Below are 23,895 nucleotides of genomic sequence, written 5' to 3'. Positions count from 1 at the left end.
GACGTCATAGACTTTCGTTTGCGCCGGCAACCGGAGCAGCCGCCTGGTCGATGGTTCCACTCCCACCCTCGGCAAGGGACTGGCGCATTTTCTCCGACAGATCAAGCAGCTTGATCGCCGCCGCCGGGGCCAGCGTTGGCGCGCGTTGCGGCGCCTGCTCGCCGTCCTCGCCGCCTTCGGCATCTGCGATGATGAAGGGGCGCGGCTCCATGTCCACGCCAAAGACCGGCTTCACCTCGATATTGGTATGCGCGTAGGTCATGAATTTCTGCCAGCTCATGGCCGGCAGGCTGCCGCCGGTCAGATTGTTCATGGCCGTGTAATTGTCGTTTCCATACCAGACCGAGGCGACGTAATTGCCCGTATAGCCCACATACCACGCGTCGCGGTACGAACTCGTCGTCCCGGTCTTGCCAGCGCTCGGCACACCCTCGACGACCGCCCGTCCGCCCGTGCCGCCATAATTGACCGCATTGAGGATGTCGTTCATCGACAGCACGATCTGCTCGTCCAGGAGTCGCACGCGGTTCTCGTCGGGATTGGCCTCATAGACCACCTCGCCGCGCAATGTCGTAATGCGCGTCACCCCGAAACCGGTCGCCCGGTAGCCGCCATTGGCAAAAACCGCATAGGCCGAAGCCATGTCGAGCGCGCTGACCGAGGCCACCCCCAACGCCAGCGAACGTGTCACCGGAAATTCGTTGCGGATACCGAGACGATGCGCCATCTCGGCAATCGGCTCGCGCCCGGTCTGGGTCGAAAGCCGGACCGGAACGCTGTTGATCGAAGCCGCCATCGCCGAGCGGATCGTCGTGCCGCCCCGAAACGAACGCCCGTAATTCTGCGGGCACCAATTGCCGATACAGATCGGCGCATCGGTGATCGGGCTGCGTGGCGTCAGCCCCAGCATCTCGAACGCCGTCGCATAAACGAAAGGTTTGAACGCCGAGCCTGGCTGGCGGTTGGGCGCGACGGCCCGGTTGAACTGGCTCTGTCCGTAATCGGTTCCGCCCACCATGGCGCGCACCGCGCCATTGTGTTCCATGACCACCATCGCGCCCTGGCTCACATTGTAGGCGGTGCCCTGTTCGCGCAGCACCGAAATGATGGCGTCTTCGGCATGAACCTGCAGATCGGGGTCTATGGTTGTCCGCACCACGAACCCGACCTCGGTACTGTCACCCACCAGCCGCTTGGTTTCCAGAAACGCCCAGTCCAGGAAATAGTTGGGCGAATTGGCCTCGGCCGAGCGGTCGATCGGTTCGGCCGGCCGCCGCCGTGCCGCCGTCACCTGGCCCTCGGTCAGATAGCCCCCATTGACCATGTTGGAGAGCACGACATTGGCCCGCCCCCGTGCCGCCGCGATGTCCACATGCGGTGCAAACCGGGTGGGGGCCTTGTAGAGGCCTGCCAGCATCGCGGCTTCCGCCAGATCGATGTCCTGCACGGGCTTGCCGAAATAATATTCCGCCGCCGCGACCACCCCGAAATTGCCGCCGCCCATATAGGCCCGGTCCAGATAGAGCTTTAAGATTTCGTCCTTGGAGTAATTGGCTTCCAGCCAGAAGGCGAGGAACAACTCCTTGATCTTGCGCTCCAGCGTGCGTTCATTGGAAAGAAACAGGTTCTTGGCCAGTTGCTGGGTGATCGAGGAACCGCCCTGCAGGCTCGAATCCCCTTCGGCATTGGAAAGCAGTGCCCGGATCGTGCCCCAGACGTCGATGCCGAAATGCTCGTAGAACCGCCTGTCCTCGGTGGCCAGCGTCGCCTTGATCAGAAAGTCCGGAATTTCGGTCAGCGCCACCGAATCATCGGCCCTGATGCCGCGCCGCCCGATTTCGTTGCCGTACCGGTCAAGGAAGATCACCGAATAGTCCTCGGCCCGGTTGAACTCGCCCGATGCCGTCGCGTCCATGGCCGAAAGCGCCAGCGCCACCATCAGCACAGAGCCCATGGCGCCAAAGCTCAAGGCGTCCGACGCCAGCTCGACGAAAATTCGCCGCAGTCCGCGCACGGAAAAAAGCGAGAAGAAATCCTGAATTCTGGTATAGACTCTTCCTGTCGAACGCATCCCGTCATAGAGAAACGAATCCAGCCAGGCGTCGGCCTCGAGCAGCCGGTTCTTGCCTTTGGCGCGTTTCTGCTTTGTGTAAAACGGGTCCTGCACCTTGGGCCTTTTACTGCTCGGGTTCATTTGATTGCCCGTCCGGGTGCGCTCGGTCCCGAACAAATGCTATTGTATGGCGTTAAGCTCCCACCGGTCATCACAATTTTATGTGGTTTTGCCAACGGGGTTAAAAGTGTGGAGTTGGTGCCGCCAATGGCATTCTGGGATGAAAAGCCGCTTGAAGAAATGACCACCGAAGAGTGGGAGGCGCTGTGCGATGGTTGCGGAAAATGCTGCCTGCTCAAACTCGAGGACGAGGACAGCGGCCAGATTTTTCCCGCCAATGTGCGCTGCAAGCTGCTCGACGGCGAAACCTGCGGCTGTTCGGACTATCCCAACCGTCAGGCCAAGGTCCCCGACTGCATCAAGCTTACCCCTGAAAAGGTCCGCGAGATCGCCTGGATTCCCAAAAGCTGCGCCTATCGCCGCATCGCCGAGGGCAGGGGGTTGGCCTGGTGGCACCCGCTGGTTTCGGGCGATCCCGAAACGGTTCACGCCGCCGGCATCTCGGTACGCGGCCGCACCATCGCCGAGGCTGACGCCGACACCTCCGATTGGGAAAGCCACATCATCGACTGGGTCGATTGGGAGCCGGCCGAATAAGGGCCGCCGCTCGCTGTCAGACGGTTCCGGCGGAAAAAAATCGTGATGAACGCTTTCTGAATATCGAGTTCAGGGCCCGTTCCGGCCACCTTGTCTAAACCTGATCCTGCAAGAGGCAACCGGCGGTACGCAACACCCGCCCAACCCAACCAGGAGACGGAACAATGTTTAAAAAGATCATCATCGCAGCTACCCTCGCTGCCAGCTTCGGTGCCGTGAGCGTTCCCGCCATGGCCAACGGTATCTACATCAACCAGTTCGGCTGGGGTCATTCGGCTGGCGGCACCCAGTCGGGCACCGGCAACACCATTGGCGTCTTCCAGGACGGCTGGTGGAATTCGAGCACCCATCATCAATCGGGCCACGGCAATGTTTCCGCCAGCGGCCAGACCGGCTGGAACAACGAGTCGGAAACCTGGCAGAATGGCAATTTCAATGAGGCCGGTGTTGGCCAGTTCGGCGCCAACCACACCTCCGTTCTCACTCAGGACGGCAACGGCAACGTCGCCGCGGGTGTTCAGGTTGGCGATGGCTGCACCGCTTCGGTGGATCAGAACGGGTCGGGCAATGTCGCCGCCTTCGTTCAGGTTTGCCCCTGATCGGCCACGAATGGCTCACCTCATGTCTCAGGCCGGGTAGGGCGAAAAACAGGGCCCACCCGGCATCAAGGAAGGACGCATCCGATGACCATCGATCGCCGCAAGGCCTATTCGCTTTCCCTCCTCGGCACCGTCGTCGCGCTCGTAGCCGTTGGTACTGCCAGCTACGCCCGCTCGACCGACGATGTAGCAGGCTCAACCCGCCCGGTACCGTGCGAAGTGGTGTCGACCGACACTGGCAACGGCTTGGCACTTGAAGCCATCTACAATGCACAAGGCCCCGCAAACGGCACCTACCGTCTTTCGGTCAAGACCGTGGGCGGCGCCAACAGCTCGACAATCAATCAGGGCGGCGGCTTTGCAGCGCACGCCGCCGGTCCCGTCAGCCTTGGCCGCGTGTCGGTCGGCAACGCCCCGGCATACGACATCTCGTTGACTGTCGAAGTGGACGGCGTAACCCACACCTGCCTCGTTCCGAAGGGCGGCTGGGCGTGACAAAATAAGGGCTCCGAAATCGGAGCCCCTTTTTCTTTGCATGCCCCAGGTGCTACCGCACCTGCCGCAACGTCAGACCCGAGAGCACGCAGTCTCCCTCTATGGTCAGCCCGCTGTCACCGGCCACGATCTCGCACGCGATGGGTGTGGGCACGGAGCTGTCGCCGTCGATTTCCTCGATGGTCAGTGATCCCTCGCCCGCAGCATATGTGCCGCTGACATCGGGTTCGGCCGATTCAGCTTCGAGCACCACGCTCTCCCAGGCCGCGAACGAGCCGTCATCGCCGAACAGGAAAGTCAGGCCGTTCGTGCCTGCGCCCTGCGCCACAAACCGCCCGGGCACGATTCCGCTGATTGCAGCCTGAGCCGCCGCGTCCGCTTCGTCCTGAAGGGCTGCGACTTCGGATTCGATCGCCGCCAGTTCGTCGGTCCGATCCGAAAGGGTGGCGGTAAGCGTTTCAAGCTGGGCCTGCACCTCGTCGCGCTGCGCTTGCGCGTCGGCGATCTGGCTTTCCAGTTCCGTCTGCTGTCCCTCGAGATCTGCGACGGTCGTTTCCAGACTTTCCCGCTGCTCCTCGAATTGCGCCTGGCTGGCTCGCAATTGCGCCAGTTGGTTCTGAACTTCTGCCTGCGCTTCGCGCGCGGCCTGCACTTCGCTCTCCATTTCCGCCGAAGTGCGCGTCGCCTGGGCGGCTTCCTGGGTCAACTGAGCCGCGGTTTCGCGCAACTCGGCTTCTTCGCTGCGGGCGGTCTGCAGGCGGCTGCCCACATCGGCCAACTCGGCCGTGCTCTGGGCAATCCGGTCCTGGACCTCCGAGAACGAGCTTTCCGCCTCGGCCAGATTGGACTGCAATTCCTCTATCCGGCCCTCGCGCTCGGCCAGTGCATCGGTGACGGTTTGCAGCTCGGCGTTGGCACCCTCGAGCGCGGCTTGCGCCTCGTCGCGTTCGGCGACAATGCTCTCGCGTTCTTCCGTCAACCTGTTGCGCTCTTGGGTCAGGCTGGCGATTTCGGCCTCAAGATCCTCAAGTGTGGTCCCCGATTCCTCCATGGTGCGCACATCGGTTGCCAATTGGTCGCGCTCGGAGGTCAGTGCATTGATCTCATTGCGCAGGCCTCCGGTGGATGTGGAAGAGGCAAACCACAAGATCACGAAGGCCGCCCAGCCAAGCACGGCGGCAGCGGCAAGTCCGATCACGAGCGGATTTCTTTTGGGGGCGGAAGTTTCGGTGTCGTCCATGGCAAATCCTTTTGGCCCCGTTCTCGGAGCGAATTGGGAAAACGAATAAAGTCCAGGAGCGTCCCGGCAATGGCCCGGCCCCTCACTTTGAACAACAAGCAACGCGCTGCGCAGGTTCCAAAGTGACAGGGCTTTGGCGTCCGGATCAACATTAACGCCAGATAAACGTACCCTTCGAGGTCGGTTCAGCCCGCTTGTCTCATAGTCGCGGTCATGGAGGCGCAACACCGCCGCAACAAACCCAAAGGAGCAGGACCATGGGACGCAACACCAACACCGCAAAGGCCGCCGGCCTCGCACTCGCCATCGCGCTGGCCGCATTCACGGCCCCCGCCAATGCCGGGCAGGTTTCGATCAATCTGAGCCCCGCCAACGCCGAGCAGCAGCAGATGATGCAGGCCGGCCTGGGCTTTTATGCCCTCTATAACGGCATCCAGAACGGCTCGATCACCCAGAACGGAATCAACAACATGGCCGGCCTCACCCAGGGCGGAGGCGGCAATCTCGGCATCGTCCATCAGGAAGGCAACAATCACAACGGAACCCTCAACCAGCAGGGCGGCAACAACAGCTACGGCCTGTTCCAGTTCGGCGAGGGCACCGATGCCCACGTCAACCAGTCGGGCGGCCAGACCGGGCTTGGCTTCGTCTTCGGCTGGTAAATTGCACCGCCATTATGACTGAGGGCGCTGCCCGTCCGGGCATGCGCCCTTCATCATGGCGTTGATTTCCGCCGCTCATGGGCGTAAACGGTCCCGCGCCACGCTGGAGGGGCCGGGACATGCTGGGTGCAACTGCTTACGTCACCGCGTTTTTTACGCTCGTTCTTGCGGGCATGATGCTCGTCCCGATGTTTGTCGATCTCTCGGTCGGCAATCCGGACTGGCAGGCCTTTCTCATTTCGGCGCTCGCCGCCGGCGTGCCATCGGGGTTCATGGTGCTCGCCACACGGCGCGAAATGCCGCCCTTCAGTCTCAAATTCGGCTTCCTGCTCGTGAACATGATCTGGGCGTCCACCTCAATCGTCGCTGCGCTGCCGCTGTTTCTTTCGGGGCTTTCCATCGGGTTTACCGATGCGGTCTTTGAAGCGACCTCGGGCATCACCACCACCGGATCGACAATTCTCTCCGGGCTCGATGACATGCCTCCGGGCCTTCTTCTGTGGCGCTCGATGACGCAGTGGTTCGGCGGGCTGGGCATCATTGCCATGGGCCTTCTGCTCCTGCCGTTCCTCCGCGTCGGCGGCATGCAGATCTACAAGCTCGAATCCTCGGCCCAGGCCGATTCTCCTTTCGCCAGGTTCACCAAGTTCTCATGGGCCATGGTGGGGCTCTATCTCGCCCTCTCGCTCGCCTGCGCCGTCTCCTATTGGGTCGCCGGCATGTCCACCTTCGATGCCATCAACCACGCAATGAGCACCGTCTCCACCGGCGGCTACTCCACCCACGATGCGTCGATGGGCCATTTCGGCCTTCCGGTCCTCGTCGTCGGCATCGTGTTCATGATTGGCGGCGCGATGCCGTTCATCGCGATCTTGCGGGCGGTCACCACCGGACGGATTTCTGCTGCCTTTGAGGCACAGGTGCCGGTGCTGCTCTCGATTCTGGCGGTTTTGAGCTTCGTCGTCTTCTTGTCGGCGCTTGTCCACTGGCCGTCGGACCCAAGTGCACTGGGTGTCCATTCGGCGTTCAATATAGTGTCAGTGGTCACAACCACCGGTTTCGCCTCGACCGACTACACGCTTTGGGGACCGTTCGTGAACGTGGTTTTCCTGCTCGCCACATTCCTTGGCGGCGCGGCTGGCTCGACCAGCGGCGGCATAAAGACTTACAGGCTCATCATAATTTTCCAGTCGCTGCGCAACGGGCTCAAGGAACTGATCTATCCGCACGGCATGTTCGTCGTGCGTTACGAGGGCCGCGAAGTCCCCTGGCAGGCCCTCAAATCGGTGTACCATTTCGTCTCGGCCTTCCTTGCGCTCCTTTTGGCCGTCACACTGATCCTCGGCTTTACCGGTCTGGATACCCTGACGGCCTTCACCGGTGCCCTCACAGCCCTCACAAATGTTGGCCCTGGCCTTGGCGATATCATCGGCCCGGCCGGCAATTTCTCCACGCTCGAGCCGCTGGCCAAATGGGCGCTGATCTTTGCCATGCTGGCCGGACGTCTTGAAATCCTTGCGATTTTTGTCCTGTTCAGTCCCGCGTTCTGGCGGCGCTGAGCAATATTTTTCCCCGCGCCCGCGGCCAATGGTAGGTTGCGTGCTTTTACTTTCCGGCCAGTTCGGCAAGCAGCGCGTCGAGCGAGGCAAAGCTGATACCCATGCCATCGGTCATTCCGGTCGCCAGCGATGCGTCGCGCTGACCCTTGGATTCATAGGTGATTGTCTGTTTGAGCCGCGTGCGGTCATTTTCGGCATGAAACGCGGTCTCGATCAGCATTTTCCCCATGCCGAAATCGTCGTCAAACGACTCGGTCGTCACGAGGCGAACCGGGCGCTCGACCTCGTGAAAGATGCCTTTGAGCCCCATGCTCTCGCCATTCGGCCCTGACCAGACATAGCGATACGTCCCGCCGGGTCGTGGATCGATATCGCACGTCGAAACCCACCACCCGTCCATGCCGGTCATCCAGCGCCGGACGAGATCGGGCTTTGTGTAGCAATCGAAGACCATATCGGCGGGGGCATCGAACATACGCTCGATGGTCACTTCGAGATCGCTCGGTGTCGCAACGGTAAGGGTGGTGGAAAAGCTCATCAGTTCTGTTCCTTTTTGCGTTGAGCCTTCATCTCGTCCAGCAAGGTGTCGAGTCGGGAAAAATTTGCTTCCCAGATCTGACGATAATTCTCCAGCCAGTCCGTGGCTTCCTTGAGCGCAATGCCTTCGATCTTGACCGGGCGCTTCTGTGCATCGCGGCTTCTCGAGACCAGGCCGGCTCGCTCCAACATCTTGATGTGCTTGGAAATGGCAGGCTGGCTCATGTCAAATGGCGCCGCCAGTTCCATCACCGTCGCCTCACCCTCGATCAGCCGCGCCAGAATGGCACGGCGCGTGGGATCGGCCAGAGCGATGAACGTAGCGTCGAGGCGTTCGGATTCGGTCATTGTATAACCATAGAGATTGATAGCTAACCAGTTATATACAGATTGCCTCTCGCGTCAATAGACGGGAGCAGGGACTGAAGAAAAAAATAGGAAATTTTGTCGGCTCTGGCCAACCTGCCACGTCCTGGATGCATCAACGCTGCAAATGGAGACGACCGATGACTGCCACGCCCAATACCGACAAGGAACTCGTGCTTGATCGCCTGATCGATGCACCTCGCGACAAGGTTTACCGTTGCTGGACCGAGCCTGACTTGATCAAGCAATGGTTCGCGCCCAAACCGTGGACCACCCCCAAGGTCGATATCGACGTCCGCCCCGGCGGTGCCTGTACCGTCACAATGGCCGACCCCGAAGGCAATGAATATCCAAACCCCGGCATCTATCTTGATGTGGTGCCCAACGAAAAACTGGTTTTCACCGACGCATTTGCGGCCGGATGGCAGCCCACCGATAAGGCATTCTTCACCTGCGAGCTGACCTTCGCCGACGAAGGCGGCAAGACCCGCTACATCGCCCGCGCCAAACACTGGACGCTGGAAGACAAGCAGCAGCACGAGCAGATGGGCTTCCACGAGGGCTGGGGCCAATGTGCCGACCAGCTCGAAGCGCTGGCCAAGACGCTTTAATGGAAATCGCTGCTATCGGCCGTTCCGCTCGAGCCACGCCACGGCGTGCTCGAGCATTTCTCTTGCGTCGACCAGCAAACTCTCCGCCGTCCCAATCCTGCCCTGCCGCCCCCGGCCGGTATCGAGATGGGACGTCACGATCGCCGTAAAATAATCGATACCGTCAAGTTGCGGTGCAACGGCGTCGGAGGTGTCGAATTCCTCGCTCATCCGCCACACAGTGCCTTCTGGCCCGGCAAACGGCACTTCCCAGCGTTTGATCCGCTTGTGGGGAATATCGGCGAGATATTCCGCGTGGTGAATGAGCGTCATCGTATCACGCGGCGCCCCGACCATCAGCACCTTGCCACCAACCTCGACCAGCTTTGCCAGTGGTGAGCCGGGACCGTAGCCATAATCGAGCGGGTGATCGGCAACCAGCCATTCGGCCCGCGCCCCGATCGCCGCCATCGACGCCCCCGGATTGGCGCTTCGCAGGGCTCCCGGCGTTGTTCTGAGAAACTCGGCGAAGACACCATGATCCCGGACGGCCCGCGAGCGCATCGGATCGAACCCGGCGACTCGGTCCCGCCACGCATCGGGTACGCGGCCCGCTCCGTCCATAAGCTCTTCGTATCGCGCATCCCAGTCGGTATAGGCCACAACGCAGCCCGTCGCCCCGACAGTCTTCATAAGCGCTTCGATCAGCGTATCCGGCCCATTGATAAGGTTGCCCACAGTGCTCATGGCCGCATGAACCATGACGAAATCACCGGGACGAACCCCGATTTCGGAAAGATCGGCAACGAGATCGGTACAAGACAGAAACTTGGGCATGCAGGCGCTCACGAGAGAGTGAACATGAGTTTAAGCGTCAGAACGCCGTGAGGCAACGTGCTTAACACGACCTTAAGTCACTTCAGGCAGATTCACCCCATTGAGTTTGTTCAGTAGCGCTAAGTCACCTCATGCTGTCCCGTTGGGGGCGGACAGCGTATCGCCATAAAGGCGTGACAGGGTGGCTTGCGATTGGAAGCGGAAAAGGTCCCTCCATGCGTAACGACGCCCCTACGATTGAGTTTCCAGTTCTTTCGCGCCGCCGTGCGATGGCGCTCGGCCTGGCTGCTGGCGCAGCGCTCGTTCTCCCGCGCCCGGCTTTCGCCAACGTTCAGAATTTCGTCGCCTCGGTCTGGCCGGAAGCGTCCGCCCGCGGCGTTTCCCGCGCCATATTCGAGCAGGCCTTTGCCGGTTTTGCGCCTTCGGATCGCATCATGAGCCTCACGCGCAGCCAGCCCGAGACGGTCAAGACGACCGGCCAGTACGTGTCTGACGCTGTGTCGTCCGCGCGCGTTTCCAATGGTCAGCGCATGCGTGGCGAGTGGAGCCAGACTCTTGGCGGGACCCAGCAGCGGTACGGTATTCAACCCGAGATCGTCTTGGCCATATGGGGCATGGAAACCAATTATGGCTCGTACATGGGTGGCAACAACGTCATTCACGCACTGGCAACCCTGACCTACGGCAATTACCGGCGTGATTTCTTCAAGAACGAACTGTTGACTGCGCTGCAGATCCTGCAGGCGGGGCATGTCGCCGCGCCGCAAATGGTCGGGTCCTGGGCCGGCGCAATGGGGCACACACAGTTCATGCCCTCCAGTTTTGTGGCCTATGCGGTCGATTACAACGGCAATGGCAGGCGCGACATCTGGAACTCGATACCCGACGCCTTGGCCTCGACCGCCAACTATCTCAAATCGCACGGCTGGCGAAACGGCGAGACCTGGGGCTACGAAGTCCAGCTCCCATCCAATTTCGACTACGGTCGCGCCTGGGATATCGGGAACCAGACCCTCGGTCAGTGGGAGGCCATGGGCGTCCGTCGCACAGGTGGACGGACCTTCCCGCGCGCTGGCGATATGGGACGCATCTTCATGCCGTCGGGCGGCAGCGGCCCGGTTTTCCTGCTGCTGGCCAATTTCGATGTGATCAAGCGCTACAACAATTCAAACAATTACGCGCTTGCTGTCGGCCACCTGGCCGACCGTATTCTCGGGGTCGGTCCCTTTGTCCGCTCGTTCCCTGCCAACGAGACTGGATTGACCCGTTCACAGCGCGAAGAACTTCAAAGTCTTCTCAATCGCAGAGGTTATAATGTCGGCACTCCAGACGGCGTCGTCGGCCCCAAAACTCGCCAGGGAATAATCGCCTTCCAGCGCGCGGCCGGCCTTCTGGCAGACGGTCACGCTTCGAGCAGCCTGCTTTCTGCGCTGCGCTAGGGTCCTTCAGAAGTGAGGACTGGGTAACCATACAACCCATTGGAATTCCATAGAATGCGGGATTTAGGGTAGGCTCTCAGATCGATCCTGAGGGCAAGAGGACCGTCCCATGGTTATGGAAATATCGACGGGCGAGGAGGGACGGTTGGCGGCGCTCAACCGGATGACCGCCGCTTTGGTCACTCCCATCGAGACCCTGGACCACATTCTCGAACTCGCCCGTATCAGCATCGCCCCAATGGTGGCGATCTCCATCGTCGACCGCAACGCCGAGATTGTGCTTGCTGCGCGCGGCATAAACTACAAACGGGTTGAGCGTGACCGCTCCGTCGCTGCTCTTTGCATAGATGCCGGAGAGCCTATAGCGATCGAGGATGTTGCGGCCGACCCTCGCTGCGCCAACCTCGAACGCAGCCCTAGTGGAACCACGATGGGGTCGTGCCTTGGCGTGCCGCTTCAAACCCCCGACGGATATGTCATCGGCACGTTGCTGATGATGGACAATGGCCCGCGCCGGTTTGGTGAGCGGGAGGTCACACTGGCCAGCCACCTGGCCCATCTGGTGATGTCCGAACTGGCATCGCATCAGCCGAGTGAAATCGATTATCTCACCGGCGCTCTGACCCGCAGCAGTTTCCGGACCGAGGTCGACCGCGAATATGCGCGAGCGCTGCGATACGACCGGCCGGCCACCCTGATCTTCGTCGATATCGATGGATTTCACCGGGTCAATTCGGCCTTTGGGGCCGAGATTGCTGACGAGGTTCTCAAATCGGTCGCCAACCGCGCTGCGGAATGTCTTCGAACCACCGATAGGCTCGGCCGGTTGGGCGGAGAAGAGTTCGGCATGCTCTTGCCCGAGACGATGGCCTATGAAGCCAGCCAGTGTGCAGAGCGCTTGCGAGAGGAAATCGGCGGATTGCGCTTCCGGTTTTCCGGCAAGGTCATTTCGGTCACGGCCAGCTTTGGCATAGCCCCATTCGACGCCCGTCTCGGTTCGCCGATACAATGGTTTGCCCAGGCCGACATCGCCCTTTACGAGTCAAAAAAGGCAGGACGCAACTGCGTCAGCTTTGCGGCATTACCAAAAGACACCGGCGCGTTATCGGAGGAAACCGACCCCATCCAGCCTCCGGGGCTACACTGAAGAGCGGGCATACAAGCTCGCAATCTTCCGTTTTTGGAAAGTCTCTGCGCCTGGTTCACCATTCTGCCTTACACAGCGTTATAATGGCTGTGTTAGGCTGAGTTAAAGGCACCAGGAGGTGGCAGGCATGCGCACAAATCTGCGTCGCAACGCCAGGGCGTACGTCCTGAGACACAGGCGAGCCTTCACGCTTGCCGAGTTGATTGCCGATGGTATCATCCACGGCGTTGGCCTGTTGGTAGCCATCATTGCCGGCACAGTGCTGATAACTCTCGCCGTTGTTCACGCGACCGGCGCGGAAATCGCCGCCGTCGCGATCTATGTTGGTTCTTTCGTTGCGCTACTCAGTGCTTCCATGGCGTTCAATCTTTGCCCATTGGGCCCGATCAAGGCCTGGCTCGCGCGGGTCGATCAAGCAGCCATATTTCTGTTCATTGCCGGAAGCTACACACCGCTGCTGGTCGCGCTGGGCGATGTTGCCATAGCCGATAAGCTGCTGATCTTCGTCTGGGCCACGGCCCTGATCGGCATAGCGCTCAAGCTGTTGGTGCCGCAGCATTTCGGCCGTTTGGCCATCCCTTTTTATCTCGCGATTGGCTGGAGCGGCATCGTGGCTTTCCAGGCTCTGGCTGCCGCGCTGCCCACGACGGCGCTCTGGCTGATCGTGGCGGGCGGCGTGGCCTATTCGGCGGGTATCATTTTCCACCTGTGGGAAAGGCTGGCATTTCAGAACGTGCTTTGGCACGCTTTCGTGATAACAGGCGCGACTTTGCATCTGATCGCAATATTCGAGGCGATGGTGCTCACGCGGCTGTAGGGCAGGTTGGTGGCTCTAGGCCACCAACCCCTTGGTCAGTTCCAGCGCCTGCTTTTCAAACAGCCGCCGATAGATACCGCTTTCGCGGCGGATCAGTGCCATGTGATCGCCTTCCTCGACGATCCGGCCCTTGTCAAAGACCAGAATCCGGTCGAGCGCCCGCACTGTCGACAGCCGATGCGCGATAACCAGCGTCGTACGACCGGTCATCAGGCGTTCGATGGCCTGCTGGATCAGCAACTCGCTCTCTGAATCCAGGCTCGACGTCGCCTCGTCCAGGATCAGGATCGGGTTGTTGGCCAGAAACGCCCGCGCAATGGCCACTCGCTGGCGCTCGCCACCGGAAAGCTTGACCCCACGCTCACCCACCATCGTCTCATAGCCCTTCGGCAGGGAGACGATGAAGTCGTGGGCGTTGGCCATTCTGGCGGCGTCCATCACTTCGGAACGCGTTGCACCGGGCCGCGCATAGGCAATGTTGTCGGCCAGGGTCCTGTGGAAAAGGATCGGTTCCTGCTGCACAATGGCGATCTGGCCACGAAGGCTCGCCTGCGTGTGCTCGGCGATATTTTGCCCGTCGATCAGAATCTGGCCGCCATTGATGTCATGCAGACGCTGGATCAGCTTGACGAAAGTCGTCTTGCCCGACCCCGAATGTCCCACCAGACCGACCCGCTCGCCCGGCTTGATCGTCACCGAGAAGTCCTTGTAGAGGGCGGTTTCGTGCCCGCCATACTGGAAGGTCACCCTCTCGAAATCGATCGCACCAGCGCTGACATGGATCGGCGCAGCGCCGGGTCTGTCCGCGACACCATAGGGTGCGGCGTCGAGCTCGACCAGTTCCTCCATCTCGTTGACCGACCGCTGCAGGTTGCGGAAATGCATTCCCACGTCCTGCAGATACCCCTGCAACACAAAAAACGACGTCAGAACGAAGGTAATGTCACCAGCGTTTGCCACACCCTGCAGCCAGAGCAGGACGCCCGTGCCCAGGATCGTTGCGCGCAGGATGAGCAGAGCGGTATCCTGCGTTACGCCGTTGAGATTGTAGCGGTTCCATGTTCTCAGCGTACGCTTCTGCCACTTGGCGACAACGCCGCCCAGCCGGGCTTCCTCACGCGCTTCAGCGCCAAAGCCCTTGACCACGGCGTTACAGCCGATGGCGTCGGACAAGGCACCGCCGACCTTGGTGTCCCAGGCATTGGACAGCGAAGCCGCCGGCGAGACGTAAGCCACCGTGATGCCGATGGTCCCGGCAATAAAGAGCAGCGATCCAAACCCGATCACCAGCCCCATGACCGGCCAGAACGAGGCCAGCAGCACCGTCGTGCCCACCAGCATGATCGTTGAGGGAAAGAGCGCGACAAGCAACGTGTCGTTCAAGAGATCGAGCGACCACATGCCGCGTGTGATCTTGCGCACGGTGGAACCGGCGAAAGTGTTGGCGTGCCAGTCGGTCGAGAACCGCTGCACGCGGTGGAAGGTCTCGTTGACCACATCCGCCATCATGAACAGCGTCAACCGAATGATGTTGCGGAAGGCGCCGAACCGCAGAACAACCGCACTCGCACCGAGGGCAACGAGAATGCCAAGGGCGGAAAGCGTCGCGTCCAGGGTTGCCTGGTCACCCACCGAACCCGATGCGATGGCCTCCACAAGGCGGCCGGCGAAATAGGGCGTCATCACGTCGGCCAGCGTCGCCAGCATGATGAAGCCCAAAATTGCAGCGATGCGCCAGGGCTGGCGTCGCCAATGTCTGAAGGTGTAACCAAGGACGGCCCGATAGGTCGCTCCGTTGATATCGAGTTTCTTGCGAGTCATGTGTCACGATACCGGCTGCCGCGGATGCAGGCGCACCGGTCCTATAAACTGAAAATGGTATGGCCGAACGACAGACGGATTTGTGCCCGTGTGACGGTCGCTTCAAATGAAGGAAAATGCGCGGCGGCCTTCAGAGGCGGCGAACGCGGGGCGTGGCTGGCAACCTAACGGTGGCGCTCATAACCCTGGGAGGGGGCGGTGATACTCGTCAATGCAACGCCTCCTTGTAGGTTCGCGCCAAACAATCACATTCTTATAAATGCGAAAAAATGTCTCGCCAAGAGCCTCGGCGTAGAAAAATTTACCGCTTGCGAAAGGGTGGCCAGAAAGCCACGGGCAATGGTCGGGCCGGATGGGCTTCCGCATTCTTCTTTTCAGCCGCGATATCGGCATCGGCGGTGGTGACGGGGCGGACGGCCTTCTTCGCCAGCTGGCGCTCTCGCATCCAGATATAAAGCCCCGACCCGATAACGATCGGTCCGCCAACATACAGCCACAGCGTGGGCGGCTGATTGAAGATCAGCCAGCTCGACAGCGTCATCCAGATGATCTGGCTATAGCCGAAAGGCGCCAGAATAGATGCCGGTGCATATCGATGGGCGATGATCGAAATCTGGTGCCCGGTCATCGCCGCCAGACCCACGCCCAGAAAGATGATCCAGGTCAACGGGCCATCGGGCCAGGTCCAGTTCGCGAGGGCAAACGGCAACAGGCAAACGGTGCCAACCAGCCCGGCATAGAGCTGCAGGCTGGCCGTGGTTTCGGTCTCCGTCAGCTTGCGGGTCAGGATGAAATAAAAGCCGGCTGAAAGGATGCTGCCCAGAGACAGAAAAATCGCCCAATGGAAACTGGCGTCCCATGGCTGGATGATGATGACGATACCCACGAACCCCGCCAGAATGGCCATCCAGCGCCGCCAGCCGACCTGCTCGCCGAGAAACGGGACGGACAGGGCGGTGATGAGCAGCGGCATCCCGAACATGATCGAGGACGTCACCGTCAGCGGCAGATAGAGCAACGCAAAAAAATTGAACGCTGTCATGCCAAGGAGCCCGAAACCGCGCAGGATTTGCAGCACAGGTCGCCCCGTCTTGAAGCTGGCCAGCCCCAGTTGAGGCAGAAGCAGTCCGGCCATGAAGGCGAACTGCACGAAATAACGCCCGAACGCAACCTGGGTGGGCGGCATGCCCGAAAGTGCCATCCATTTGGCGCAGGTGTCGCAGATCGTGAAGAAAATATAGGTGACAAGCGCCAGGCCGATCGCAAACAAACGGCGGTCCTGGTGCCCGATGGTCGAACTGGACATGAAGTACGCCTGGCAGGAACGGGGAGGTTATGGCCGAACCTAGCCCAATTGCATCACTATGCAAGGGGCCATTTCGTATGCAGCACTGCGCCGCATATGAAATGGAGATGCCGGCTCCCAGAGCCGGCATTCTCTCTATTCGGGAAGGATGCGGACAGCGCCCAGATCGGCGCTCGAAGCAAAGGCGGCATAGGCCTTGAGGGCGGTGGTCACCTTACGCTTGCGCGGCGCTTCCGGCTTCCATGCATCGGCTCCCTTGGCATTCATGGCAGCACGACGACGCTCCAGCTCGCTGTCGGAAACCATAAGGTTGATCGTGCGATTGGGAATGTCGATTTCGATCCGGTCGCCAGCTTCCACTAATCCGATTGCGCCACCCTGCGCTGCCTCGGGTGAAACGTGCCCGATGGAAAGCCCCGATGTGCCGCCCGAAAAGCGGCCATCAGTCAGCAGGGCGCAGGCCTTCCCCAGTCCTTTGGACTTGAGATAGCTGGTCGGATAGAGCATTTCCTGCATGCCCGGCCCGCCCTTGGGGCCTTCGTAGCGGATGACGACCACGTCGCCCTCCTTCACCTTGCCGGTCAAAATGTCGGAGACCGCATCGTCTTGGCTTTCGAAAACCACAGCCTTGCCGGTGAATTTGAGGATGGACTCGTCAACGCCGGCCGTTTTGACCACGCAGCCATTGAGCGCGATATTGCCCTTGAGCACGGCGAGCCCACCATCCTTGGAAAAGGCATGCTCGGTGGAGCGAATGACTCCGTCCTTGCGGTCGAGATCGAGTTCGGCCCAGCGATTTTCGGTCGAGAAGGCTTGCGTCGTGCGTACACCGCCCGGTGCGGCCATAAAGAACTGACGCACGCTTTCTGAATTGGTCCGCGAAATATCCCAGCGATCCAGCGCGTCACCCAGGGTTGCGCTGTGAACCGTGGGCAGATCGCGATGCAGCAGATTGGCGCGATCAAGCTGGCCCAGAATGCTCATGATGCCACCGGCGCGGTGGACGTCTTCCATGTGAACGTCCTGCTTGGCGGGGGCTACCTTGCACAACACCGGCACCTTGCGCGACAGCGCGTCGATGTCGTCCATGGTGAAATCGACCTCGCCTTCATAGGCGGCGGCAAGGATATGCAACACGGTATTGGTCGAACCGCCCATGGCGATATCGAGCGCCATGGCGTTCTGGAAAGCTTTTTTCGTCACGATCGAACGCGGCAGAACGCTTTCGTCGTCCTGCTCGTAATAGCGACGGGCGAGGTCGACGATCAGATGGCCCGCCTCCAGAAACAGTCGCTTGCGGTCGGCGTGGGTTGCCAATGTGGAACCGTTCCCCGGCAGCGAAAGGCCCAGCGCCTCGGTAAGGCAGTTCATCGAATTGGCGGTAAACATGCCCGAGCACGACCCGCAGGTCGGGCAGGCGGCCTCCTCGATTGCGGCGACTTCTTCGTCCGTGTAGCTGTCATCGGCGGCAACCACCATGGCATCGACCAGATCGAGGGCCTGCAACTTGTCGCGATGAACGACCTTGCCTGCCTCCATCGGGCCGCCAGAAACGAAGACCACGGGAATATTGAGCCGCATTGCGGCATTCAGCATGCCCGGCGTGATCTTGTCGCAATTGGATATGCAAACCATGGCGTCCGCACAGTGCGCGTTGACCATGTACTCGACACTGTCGGCGATCACCTCGCGGGAGGGTAGGGAATAGAGCATCCCGTCATGGCCCATCGCGATGCCGTCATCGACCGCGATCGTGTTGAATTCCTTGGCCACACCACCGGCGCGCTCGATTTCTCGCGCCACCATCTGCCCCAGGTCTTTCAGATGCACATGGCCCGGCACGAACTGGGTGAAAGAATTGACGACGGCAATGATCGGCTTGCCGAAATCGCCATCCTTCATGCCGGTGGCGCGCCAAAGGCCGCGGGCGCCGGCCATGTTGCGGCCATGGGTGGTTGTGCGAGAGCGATATGCGGGCATGAGGTCACCTGCGGAAAAAGAAAAATTGTCGGCTCTTGGCCCGTCCCGGTCGGCGTCTCCTCGGTCACCGCCGGAACCACCCCCTATCTCTAACGCCGCTGGGCCGGAGTGTAAAGACAAACCGTACCGTAACGTACGGTACGGCAGAAATTTGTTCTGCTCGGTTGCCCCGGCGGGCCGGATCGCGCAATAGATCACTTTTTGGAAGTTTCGCCTCGGGGAGGGCCTTATGTCGGTCTGGACAATCTTGCTGGTGATCGCGGTTCTTGCGGTCGCAATCGTTGGCGGCTTCTATGTGTGGTGGAATACGCGCGTCAAAACGTACACTCCCCAATTCGGCACAAAGCCGTCCATTCCCTCTGCCCAGCCCCAGGGCGCTGTTCCCATGCTCAAGATGCCGACGGCGCGCGGCTGGGTTGGCGGCACCAAACCAAGAACGGCGGCGGGCCTCAAGGTCGCCGTGTTCGCCGAGAAACTCAAGCACCCCCGCTGGGTCTATGCGCTGCCCAATGGCGATGTGCTGGTCGCTGAATCTGCAACCATTCCCCGTAAGGTCAGCGGCTTCATGGATTACGCCATGAACCGCACCATGAAACGGGCGGGGGCGACGTTTCCCAATGCCAATCAGATCACGCTGTTGCGTGACGCGGATGGCGACGGTGTGCCCGAAATCCGCGAAGTGTTCCTCAAGGGCCAGCACCAGCCTTTCGGCATGGCCCTGATCGGCTCGACTCTCTATGTGGGCAATTCCAACAGCGTTGTTGCTTTCCCCTATGAGGATGGCCAGACCAGCATCGAGGCTCAGGGCAAGACCATTTTCACAATGAAGGATGGCGGCCACTGGACCCGGAACCTTATCCCCAGCGCCGACGGAACCAAGCTCTATGTTGCGATCGGTTCACTGTCCAACATTGCTGAAGAAGGCTTTGAAGTCGAGGAGGGTCGGGCCTGCATTGTCGAGCTCGATCTGACGACAGGCCAGAATCGCGAGTTTGCCGGCGGCCTGCGCAACCCGGTCGGCATGGCCTGGGAACCGCCGGACGGGAAATTGTGGACTGTCGTCAACGAGCGTGATGGTCTGGGCGACGAAACACCTCCTGACTATCTGACTTCTGTAAAAGATGGCGGCTTTTACGGATGGCCCTATTCGTATTGGGGCGACACGGTCGACGACCGCGTGCAGCCGCAGCGGACCGATCTGGTCGCCAAGGCAACGGCGCCCGATTATGCACTTGGCGGGCATACGGCTTCGCTGGGGCTGTGCTGGCTGCCGGCCGGTACGCTCCCTGGTCTTCCTGAGGGCATGGTGATCGGTCAGCACGGCTCCTGGAACCGCTCGAAGCTTTCGGGCTACAAGGTTATTCTCGTGCCCTTTAAGGACGGAAAGCCGTCAGGCGAACCCATTGAAATCCTTGGCGGCTTCCTTTCCGAGGATGAGAAATTCTCCAATGGCCGCCCGGTGGGCGTCGCTCTCGCCAAGGATGGTGCATTGCTGGTTGCCGACGACGTTGGTCACATCGTCTGGCGCGTAACCGCCGCTTAGTCGGTGATCCCGATTTCCTGACGCGCCTTGCGCGTCAGGCCGGCGGCCACAAGCGCATAGGAGCGCTTCACATAGGCTTCGAGTTCGGACGCGGACAGCGGTGCTCCTTCCGCGACCGATACCCATTTGCGCTTGGCAAAATAGGGAGCCTGGTCGACGCCATCGAGCGTTGTGAGCAGTTCAAAGCTCTCTTCGGTGCATTTGAAGGTGACATGCGCTTCATCCTTGTCGGCGCTCAAAAGAACGAACACCTTGCCGCCGACCTTGGCGACATGGGACTCCCACTGATCGACCAGTGAGGTCCCCGCCATTGCCAAAACGAAGGTCTCAAAACCCTTCTTGCCGAAGATACCGGCGGCCATGATTCACAGCACCTTGGAAACGGCGAGAAATCCGTTCCGCTCGCGGTTTGCGGCAGTTATCGATTTCTCCGATCCCATGGCAACGATATGCCCGTTGCGGGCGACTTCATCGAGAAGATCCGCCGCCTTTGCGAAATCGGCTTCAGAGGTCGAGAGCACCTGCTCGCGGCGCTTTTGCCGGTAGTCTTCGGTCACGCCCGTCAGCGTCCGAACCAGCGCGGTATAGCCCTTGGCATCGGGCAGAAGATAAGGGTCGAGATCACCGATTGTGCCGATGATGGAACGGGCGATGTCGGACTGTGAAACGCCCTTGCGCAGATAGGCAGGGGCGGCGTCGTAGATCTCGAGCGTTGCGACCAGATTGGGGTCGCGATAGGAGCCGAACGCATAGGTGTCGGCGAGAGGATTGAAGCTCGCGAACCCTCCATACGCTCCGCCTTCGACGCGAACCTTGTCCCAGAGATAGGTGGTGCCGAGATATTTGGTGACCACCGACAGCGCGCCCGACGGCTCATGGCCGAGCGCCTTGAGGTTCACCCCCTTGGCAACGTAGTTGACCTGAGCCGGAATGGTCAGGCCCTCATTGGCCGGATGGGGCAGGGGCGACCAGTCGGCCCGGACAAAATCGTGACGCGGGAGACGCTGGATGAAGGCTCTGAGCTCGTCCGCAAACCCCGGCCATGCCGCACCATCGGTTGTGACATTGGCAATTGCCGCATTGGCGTTGATGAGATGGGCGCGAATATCCTCAAGCGCCGATTGGACCGAAGCCCAGTCGTTCTCGATCTTTTGCGCCAACTCACGCAGGAACAGCAATTGGGTGACGCCGCCAGTCTGCTCGGATAGCCAATCGGCTTCGTGCAGCGAGGCGCGGAGCCGGGTGAAGACATATTGGTGGCCCGAAGGGACAAGCGAGGCCTCGGTTCGCGCCTTGTCTTCCGCAACGATCTGACGGATGCGATCGCGATTGTCCAGCCGGGCATCGGTCAGGATATCATGAACGATATCAAGCATCTCATTGGTTTTATCGGATGTGGCCTTGGCCCGGAGGATCAAAAAGGCAGCCGCTTCGTCGCTGTCGAGGATTGCCGAATTGAGGCGCGAAATCCCGATGCCGCCAGTCGAGCGCCCGATGCGCTGTGTGAGCGCGACGAAATCGGCTTTGGAGGTTCCGGTCTGCTTGAGTGCGCGGGAAAACAGCGGGAGATAAGGCAGCAGCTCGCGCGGCAGGGTTTTGAGATCGAAGCCAAGATCGAGATAGACGATACCGTTTGTGGCGATGTCGTGATAGAGCGTCCGCACACCCTCAACTGCCAATTCCTCAGTGGGGATGCTCATCCCCTCGCGCGGCAGATCGTCCACTGTCAGGGTCGGAATTTTCGCGAGCTCTTCGGGCTTGTCGGGAGTGTTCTGCAGGGCCTTGAGCTTCTTGGTGGTCTCGACCGCGGCGATGATGTCGTCGTCGTTCATCGCCGCGCGCGCAGCATCGAGCCGTGCCCGTTCGACCGCCTCTTCGCGCTCGGCCTGCTCCGGATCGGGGCGCAGGACCAGAGTGGTGCGGTGGGTGTTGTCGAGCAGATTGGTGCGAATGAGATTTTCGATAACCTTCTCACCCGAGGCGATGCGGGCCTTGAGGCTCGTCAGCGCCTTTTCAAAGCGCAGCCCGTCGAGCGGATCGCGGCCATAAAGCCAGTTGCTCAAGGCGCCGAAAAAGTAAGCAATTCCGCGAGGATAGCCGCCGGTGTTCCGTTCGCGCAACTCGAACTCCAGCGAGTTGAGCGTCGCTTCAATCGTCGCATCATCAATGCCATGCTCGGCCAGATGGGCGAGGGTGTTGAGGATCAGGGTCTCGATCCGGTCCGCATCGTCCCCATCCGCGCCCCGCAAGCCGAAATTGAGAACCGGCTGGGACAATTCGATGGCCGAGGAAATGATGGCTTCACCCAGCCCGGATTCGATCAGGGCCTTGTGCAGCGGCGCCGCGGAATTGCCGACCAGTGCGCGGCGCATGACAGTGCGAGCCAGCTGTTCCTCGATGTCATCGGTCGGATCGACCATCCAGTTCAGTGTGACGAAGGACGATCGCTTGTTGGCGTCGTCGGCCGGATAGGTCTTTTCATAGCGACGCGGCGCATCGAAGCGCTTTTGTGGCGTATGTGCCGGTGCTTTATCGCCTCTTTCAAAGCGCGAGATCACGGCATCGAGCAGTTCAAGCCGCTTCTCGGGGTCGTCGTTTCCGTAGAAAATGATCTGGGCGTTGGAAGGGTGATAGTAGCGTTTGTGGAAATCTCTGAACTGTTCGTAGGTCAGGTCGGGCATGACCCGCGGATCGCCGCCACTATAATTGGAATAGACTGCGTCGGGGAAAAGTGATTGCAGCGCGTAGGCGTAATTGACCTGGTCAGGTGACGAAAAGCCGCCCTTCATTTCATTGAAAACCACGCCCTTGAAGATCAGCGGGTCATCGGGGCTTTCGGCCTCGTAATGCCAGCCCTCCTGCTGGAAGGTTTCGCGGGTCAGGAGCGGAAAAAACACCGCGTCCAGATAAACTTCGGTCAAGTTGTAGAAATCCGCGAGGTTCTGGCTGGCCACCGGATAGACGGTCTTGTCCGGAAAGGTCATCGCGTTGAGGAAGGTGTGCAGAGAACCTTTGAGCATCTCGACAAACGGCTTTTTGACGGGGAACTTTTCCGAGCCGCAAAGCACTGAATGCTCGAGAATGTGGGGCAAGCCGGTGGAATCGTCGGGTGGGGTGGCAAAGGATACGCCGAACACCTTGTTCTCGTCGTCGTTAATGAGCGAAAGTACCTCTGCGCCGGTCTTTTTGTGCCGGTAATGGCGCACCAAGGCGTTGACCTCGTCGATCTGCTCTTCGGCGATCAACTCATAGGCGGGGTGGTGCGACATGGAGGGCTCCTCTTGGGCGGGACGTGTGCGACAATGTAGGAGTGAGCATGGCCGCTGCCAACCTCCCGCAAACAATGTCGTGAAAATGTATGGACTTGAGCGTTCGGGGCCACCACATTGATCAATAATGAAAAATATCGCGGGAGACCGGGCGGATGAATCGATTTGGGTTGGCGGCGATGATGGCTTTGGCTGGATTTTCGGCTGCCCCGATACCCGCGCTGGCCCAGACCGCACCCGAACGTTGCGCCGCTATCGGACCGGCGAGCGAGCGGCTTGCCTGCTATGATTCGATTTTTCGTTCGGGTCAGTTCACCGGCGGCAATGGCGAGACCGATGCCGATCAGGGGCTCTGGACGAGTGGCATCGAGGTTTCCCAGATCGAGGGAACGGAGGTGCCATTTGCAACGCTCGAATCCGAGCAGCTGATTCCCGCACTGGCCGGTGGGCGAGCGCCGGCTCGCCTGACGGTGTTGTGCGTCGATGGCGAGACCACGCTTCAGTTCAGCTTTGCCGGCTCGGCCATGGGCACTCCGACGTCCAATAGCGCCGCGATCACGCTCCAATACGACCGCCAGCCCCCCAGGACCCAATCGGTCGATCTGTCCCCCGATCGGCTGGCTATCGGATTTTTCGAAACCGAAGAAGCTCGGGCGGTGATCGGGCAACTGCAACAGACCCAGCGGCTGTTGGTGCGCGCCACGCCGCAGTCCCAGCGCTCGGTGACGGTCAGTTTCCGGCTCGAGGGAATCGAGACGGCACTGCAGCCGGTCCGCTTGGCCTGCGGATGGTAAAGGCAACGCCTTAAGCCGTCACATTTATTTAATGCAAGTAAAGTTTGATTGTTGTGGAACGCACTCGCCGCTTGTACGTTTTCTGACGGGCAGCCGCATCGTTTTTGTGGCCGCAGACTCATAA

21 protein-coding genes are annotated in these 23,895 nt (G+C 60.4%); 11 read left to right on the top strand and 10 right to left on the bottom strand.

What is annotated here, in order from left to right; genetic code table 11:
- Positions 1-4: 4 nt before the first annotated feature.
- Positions 5-2,194: a transglycosylase domain-containing protein gene (locus OF122_RS15205; protein WP_264225036.1), complete on the bottom strand. Its 2,190-nt coding sequence runs from the start codon at positions 2,192-2,194 to the stop codon at positions 5-7.
- Between the two features lie 126 nt (positions 2,195-2,320).
- On the opposite strand from OF122_RS15205, the gene OF122_RS15200 reads away from it, so the two are divergent.
- The 3 genes from OF122_RS15200 (at position 2,321) to csgH (ending at position 3,864) form a co-directional block, all read left to right on the top strand.
- On the top strand, positions 2,321-2,770 hold the full coding sequence (locus tag OF122_RS15200; RefSeq protein ID WP_264225035.1) for a YcgN family cysteine cluster protein: 450 nt from the start codon (positions 2,321-2,323) through the stop codon (positions 2,768-2,770).
- A 164-nt stretch (positions 2,771-2,934) separates the two neighbouring features.
- Positions 2,935-3,369 carry a curlin gene (locus tag OF122_RS15195; RefSeq protein WP_264225034.1) on the top strand — a complete coding sequence of 145 codons (435 nt, stop codon included), beginning with the start codon at positions 2,935-2,937 and terminating at the stop codon, positions 3,367-3,369.
- Between the two features lie 84 nt (positions 3,370-3,453).
- Positions 3,454-3,864: a curli-like amyloid fiber formation chaperone CsgH gene (gene csgH, locus OF122_RS15190; RefSeq protein WP_264225033.1), complete on the top strand. Its 411-nt coding sequence runs from the start codon at positions 3,454-3,456 to the stop codon at positions 3,862-3,864.
- A gap of 52 nt (positions 3,865-3,916) precedes the next feature.
- On the opposite strand, the gene OF122_RS15185 is transcribed toward csgH, so the two are convergent.
- The gene (locus OF122_RS15185) at positions 3,917-5,104 is read right to left on the bottom strand and encodes a coiled-coil domain-containing protein (protein ID WP_264225032.1); all 1,188 of its coding nucleotides are present in this window, start codon (positions 5,102-5,104) and stop codon (positions 3,917-3,919) included.
- Between the two features lie 257 nt (positions 5,105-5,361).
- Here OF122_RS15185 and OF122_RS15180 point away from each other — a divergent pair, with 257 nt between their 5' ends.
- Together OF122_RS15180 and OF122_RS15175 are read left to right on the top strand one after the other, a co-directional pair.
- Positions 5,362-5,766 (top strand): curlin, encoded by a 405-nt coding sequence (locus OF122_RS15180; protein ID WP_264225031.1) that lies wholly within the window; start codon positions 5,362-5,364, stop codon positions 5,764-5,766.
- Between the two features lie 119 nt (positions 5,767-5,885).
- Positions 5,886-7,325: a TrkH family potassium uptake protein gene (locus OF122_RS15175; RefSeq protein WP_264225030.1), complete on the top strand. Its 1,440-nt coding sequence runs from the start codon at positions 5,886-5,888 to the stop codon at positions 7,323-7,325.
- Positions 7,326-7,371: 46 nt separating this feature from the next.
- On the opposite strand, the gene OF122_RS15170 is transcribed toward OF122_RS15175, so the two are convergent.
- The gene (locus tag OF122_RS15170) at positions 7,372-7,863 is read right to left on the bottom strand and encodes an SRPBCC family protein (RefSeq protein ID WP_264225029.1); all 492 of its coding nucleotides are present in this window, start codon (positions 7,861-7,863) and stop codon (positions 7,372-7,374) included.
- A complete protein-coding gene (locus tag OF122_RS15165) occupies positions 7,863-8,210 on the bottom strand; it encodes an ArsR/SmtB family transcription factor (RefSeq protein WP_264225028.1) in 348 nt (115 codons plus the stop codon). The genes OF122_RS15170 and OF122_RS15165 overlap by 1 nt, the downstream gene beginning before the upstream one ends.
- 158 nt (positions 8,211-8,368) lie before the next feature.
- On the opposite strand from OF122_RS15165, the gene OF122_RS15160 reads away from it, so the two are divergent.
- Positions 8,369-8,839 (top strand): SRPBCC family protein, encoded by a 471-nt coding sequence (locus OF122_RS15160; RefSeq protein WP_264225027.1) that lies wholly within the window; start codon positions 8,369-8,371, stop codon positions 8,837-8,839.
- Positions 8,840-8,851: 12 nt separating this feature from the next.
- On the opposite strand, the gene aac(3) is transcribed toward OF122_RS15160, so the two are convergent.
- Positions 8,852-9,655 carry an aminoglycoside 3-N-acetyltransferase gene (aac(3), locus tag OF122_RS15155; RefSeq protein WP_264225026.1) on the bottom strand — a complete coding sequence of 268 codons (804 nt, stop codon included), beginning with the start codon at positions 9,653-9,655 and terminating at the stop codon, positions 8,852-8,854.
- A gap of 215 nt (positions 9,656-9,870) precedes the next feature.
- Here aac(3) and OF122_RS15150 point away from each other — a divergent pair, with 215 nt between their 5' ends.
- The 3 genes from OF122_RS15150 (at position 9,871) to trhA (ending at position 13,058) form a co-directional block, all read left to right on the top strand.
- Positions 9,871-11,094 carry a lytic murein transglycosylase gene (locus OF122_RS15150; protein ID WP_264225025.1) on the top strand — a complete coding sequence of 408 codons (1,224 nt, stop codon included), beginning with the start codon at positions 9,871-9,873 and terminating at the stop codon, positions 11,092-11,094.
- Positions 11,095-11,203: 109 nt separating this feature from the next.
- The gene (locus OF122_RS15145; protein WP_264225024.1) at positions 11,204-12,241 is read left to right on the top strand and encodes a sensor domain-containing diguanylate cyclase; all 1,038 of its coding nucleotides are present in this window, start codon (positions 11,204-11,206) and stop codon (positions 12,239-12,241) included.
- Between the two features lie 127 nt (positions 12,242-12,368).
- The gene (gene trhA, locus OF122_RS15140) at positions 12,369-13,058 is read left to right on the top strand and encodes a PAQR family membrane homeostasis protein TrhA (protein WP_264225023.1); all 690 of its coding nucleotides are present in this window, start codon (positions 12,369-12,371) and stop codon (positions 13,056-13,058) included.
- A 15-nt stretch (positions 13,059-13,073) separates the two neighbouring features.
- On the opposite strand, the gene OF122_RS15135 is transcribed toward trhA, so the two are convergent.
- From OF122_RS15135 to ilvD, 3 genes are all read right to left on the bottom strand, one after another.
- On the bottom strand, positions 13,074-14,879 hold the full coding sequence (locus OF122_RS15135) for an ABC transporter ATP-binding protein (RefSeq protein ID WP_264225022.1): 1,806 nt from the start codon (positions 14,877-14,879) through the stop codon (positions 13,074-13,076).
- A gap of 301 nt (positions 14,880-15,180) precedes the next feature.
- On the bottom strand, positions 15,181-16,185 hold the full coding sequence (locus OF122_RS15130) for a DMT family transporter (RefSeq protein WP_264225021.1): 1,005 nt from the start codon (positions 16,183-16,185) through the stop codon (positions 15,181-15,183).
- A 135-nt stretch (positions 16,186-16,320) separates the two neighbouring features.
- The gene (gene ilvD / locus OF122_RS15125) at positions 16,321-18,165 is read right to left on the bottom strand and encodes a dihydroxy-acid dehydratase (protein WP_264225020.1); all 1,845 of its coding nucleotides are present in this window, start codon (positions 18,163-18,165) and stop codon (positions 16,321-16,323) included.
- 229 nt (positions 18,166-18,394) lie between these two features.
- On the opposite strand from ilvD, the gene OF122_RS15120 reads away from it, so the two are divergent.
- Complete coding sequence (locus OF122_RS15120) at positions 18,395-19,708, top strand: PQQ-dependent sugar dehydrogenase (RefSeq protein ID WP_264225019.1); 1,314 nt, start codon at positions 18,395-18,397, stop codon at positions 19,706-19,708.
- Here the strand turns inward: OF122_RS15120 and OF122_RS15115 are convergent.
- Together OF122_RS15115 and OF122_RS15110 are read right to left on the bottom strand one after the other, a co-directional pair.
- Positions 19,705-20,070, bottom strand: a complete 366-nt coding sequence (locus OF122_RS15115) for an MmcQ/YjbR family DNA-binding protein (protein WP_408636250.1) — start codon at positions 20,068-20,070, stop codon at positions 19,705-19,707. The two genes, OF122_RS15120 and OF122_RS15115, sit on opposite strands and share 4 nt — an antisense overlap.
- Positions 20,071-20,073: 3 nt before the next feature.
- Positions 20,074-22,977: an insulinase family protein gene (locus OF122_RS15110; protein ID WP_264225018.1), complete on the bottom strand. Its 2,904-nt coding sequence runs from the start codon at positions 22,975-22,977 to the stop codon at positions 20,074-20,076.
- Positions 22,978-23,132: 155 nt separating this feature from the next.
- On the opposite strand from OF122_RS15110, the gene OF122_RS15105 reads away from it, so the two are divergent.
- Positions 23,133-23,771 carry a type VI secretion protein gene (locus tag OF122_RS15105; protein WP_264225017.1) on the top strand — a complete coding sequence of 213 codons (639 nt, stop codon included), beginning with the start codon at positions 23,133-23,135 and terminating at the stop codon, positions 23,769-23,771.
- The last annotated feature ends 124 nt before the right edge of the window (positions 23,772-23,895 follow it).

This window comes from Pelagibacterium flavum, assembly GCF_025854335.1.
Classification (GTDB): Bacteria; Pseudomonadota; Alphaproteobacteria; order Rhizobiales; family Devosiaceae; genus Pelagibacterium; species Pelagibacterium flavum.
This window is presented reverse-complemented; position numbering and strand designations above follow the sequence as displayed.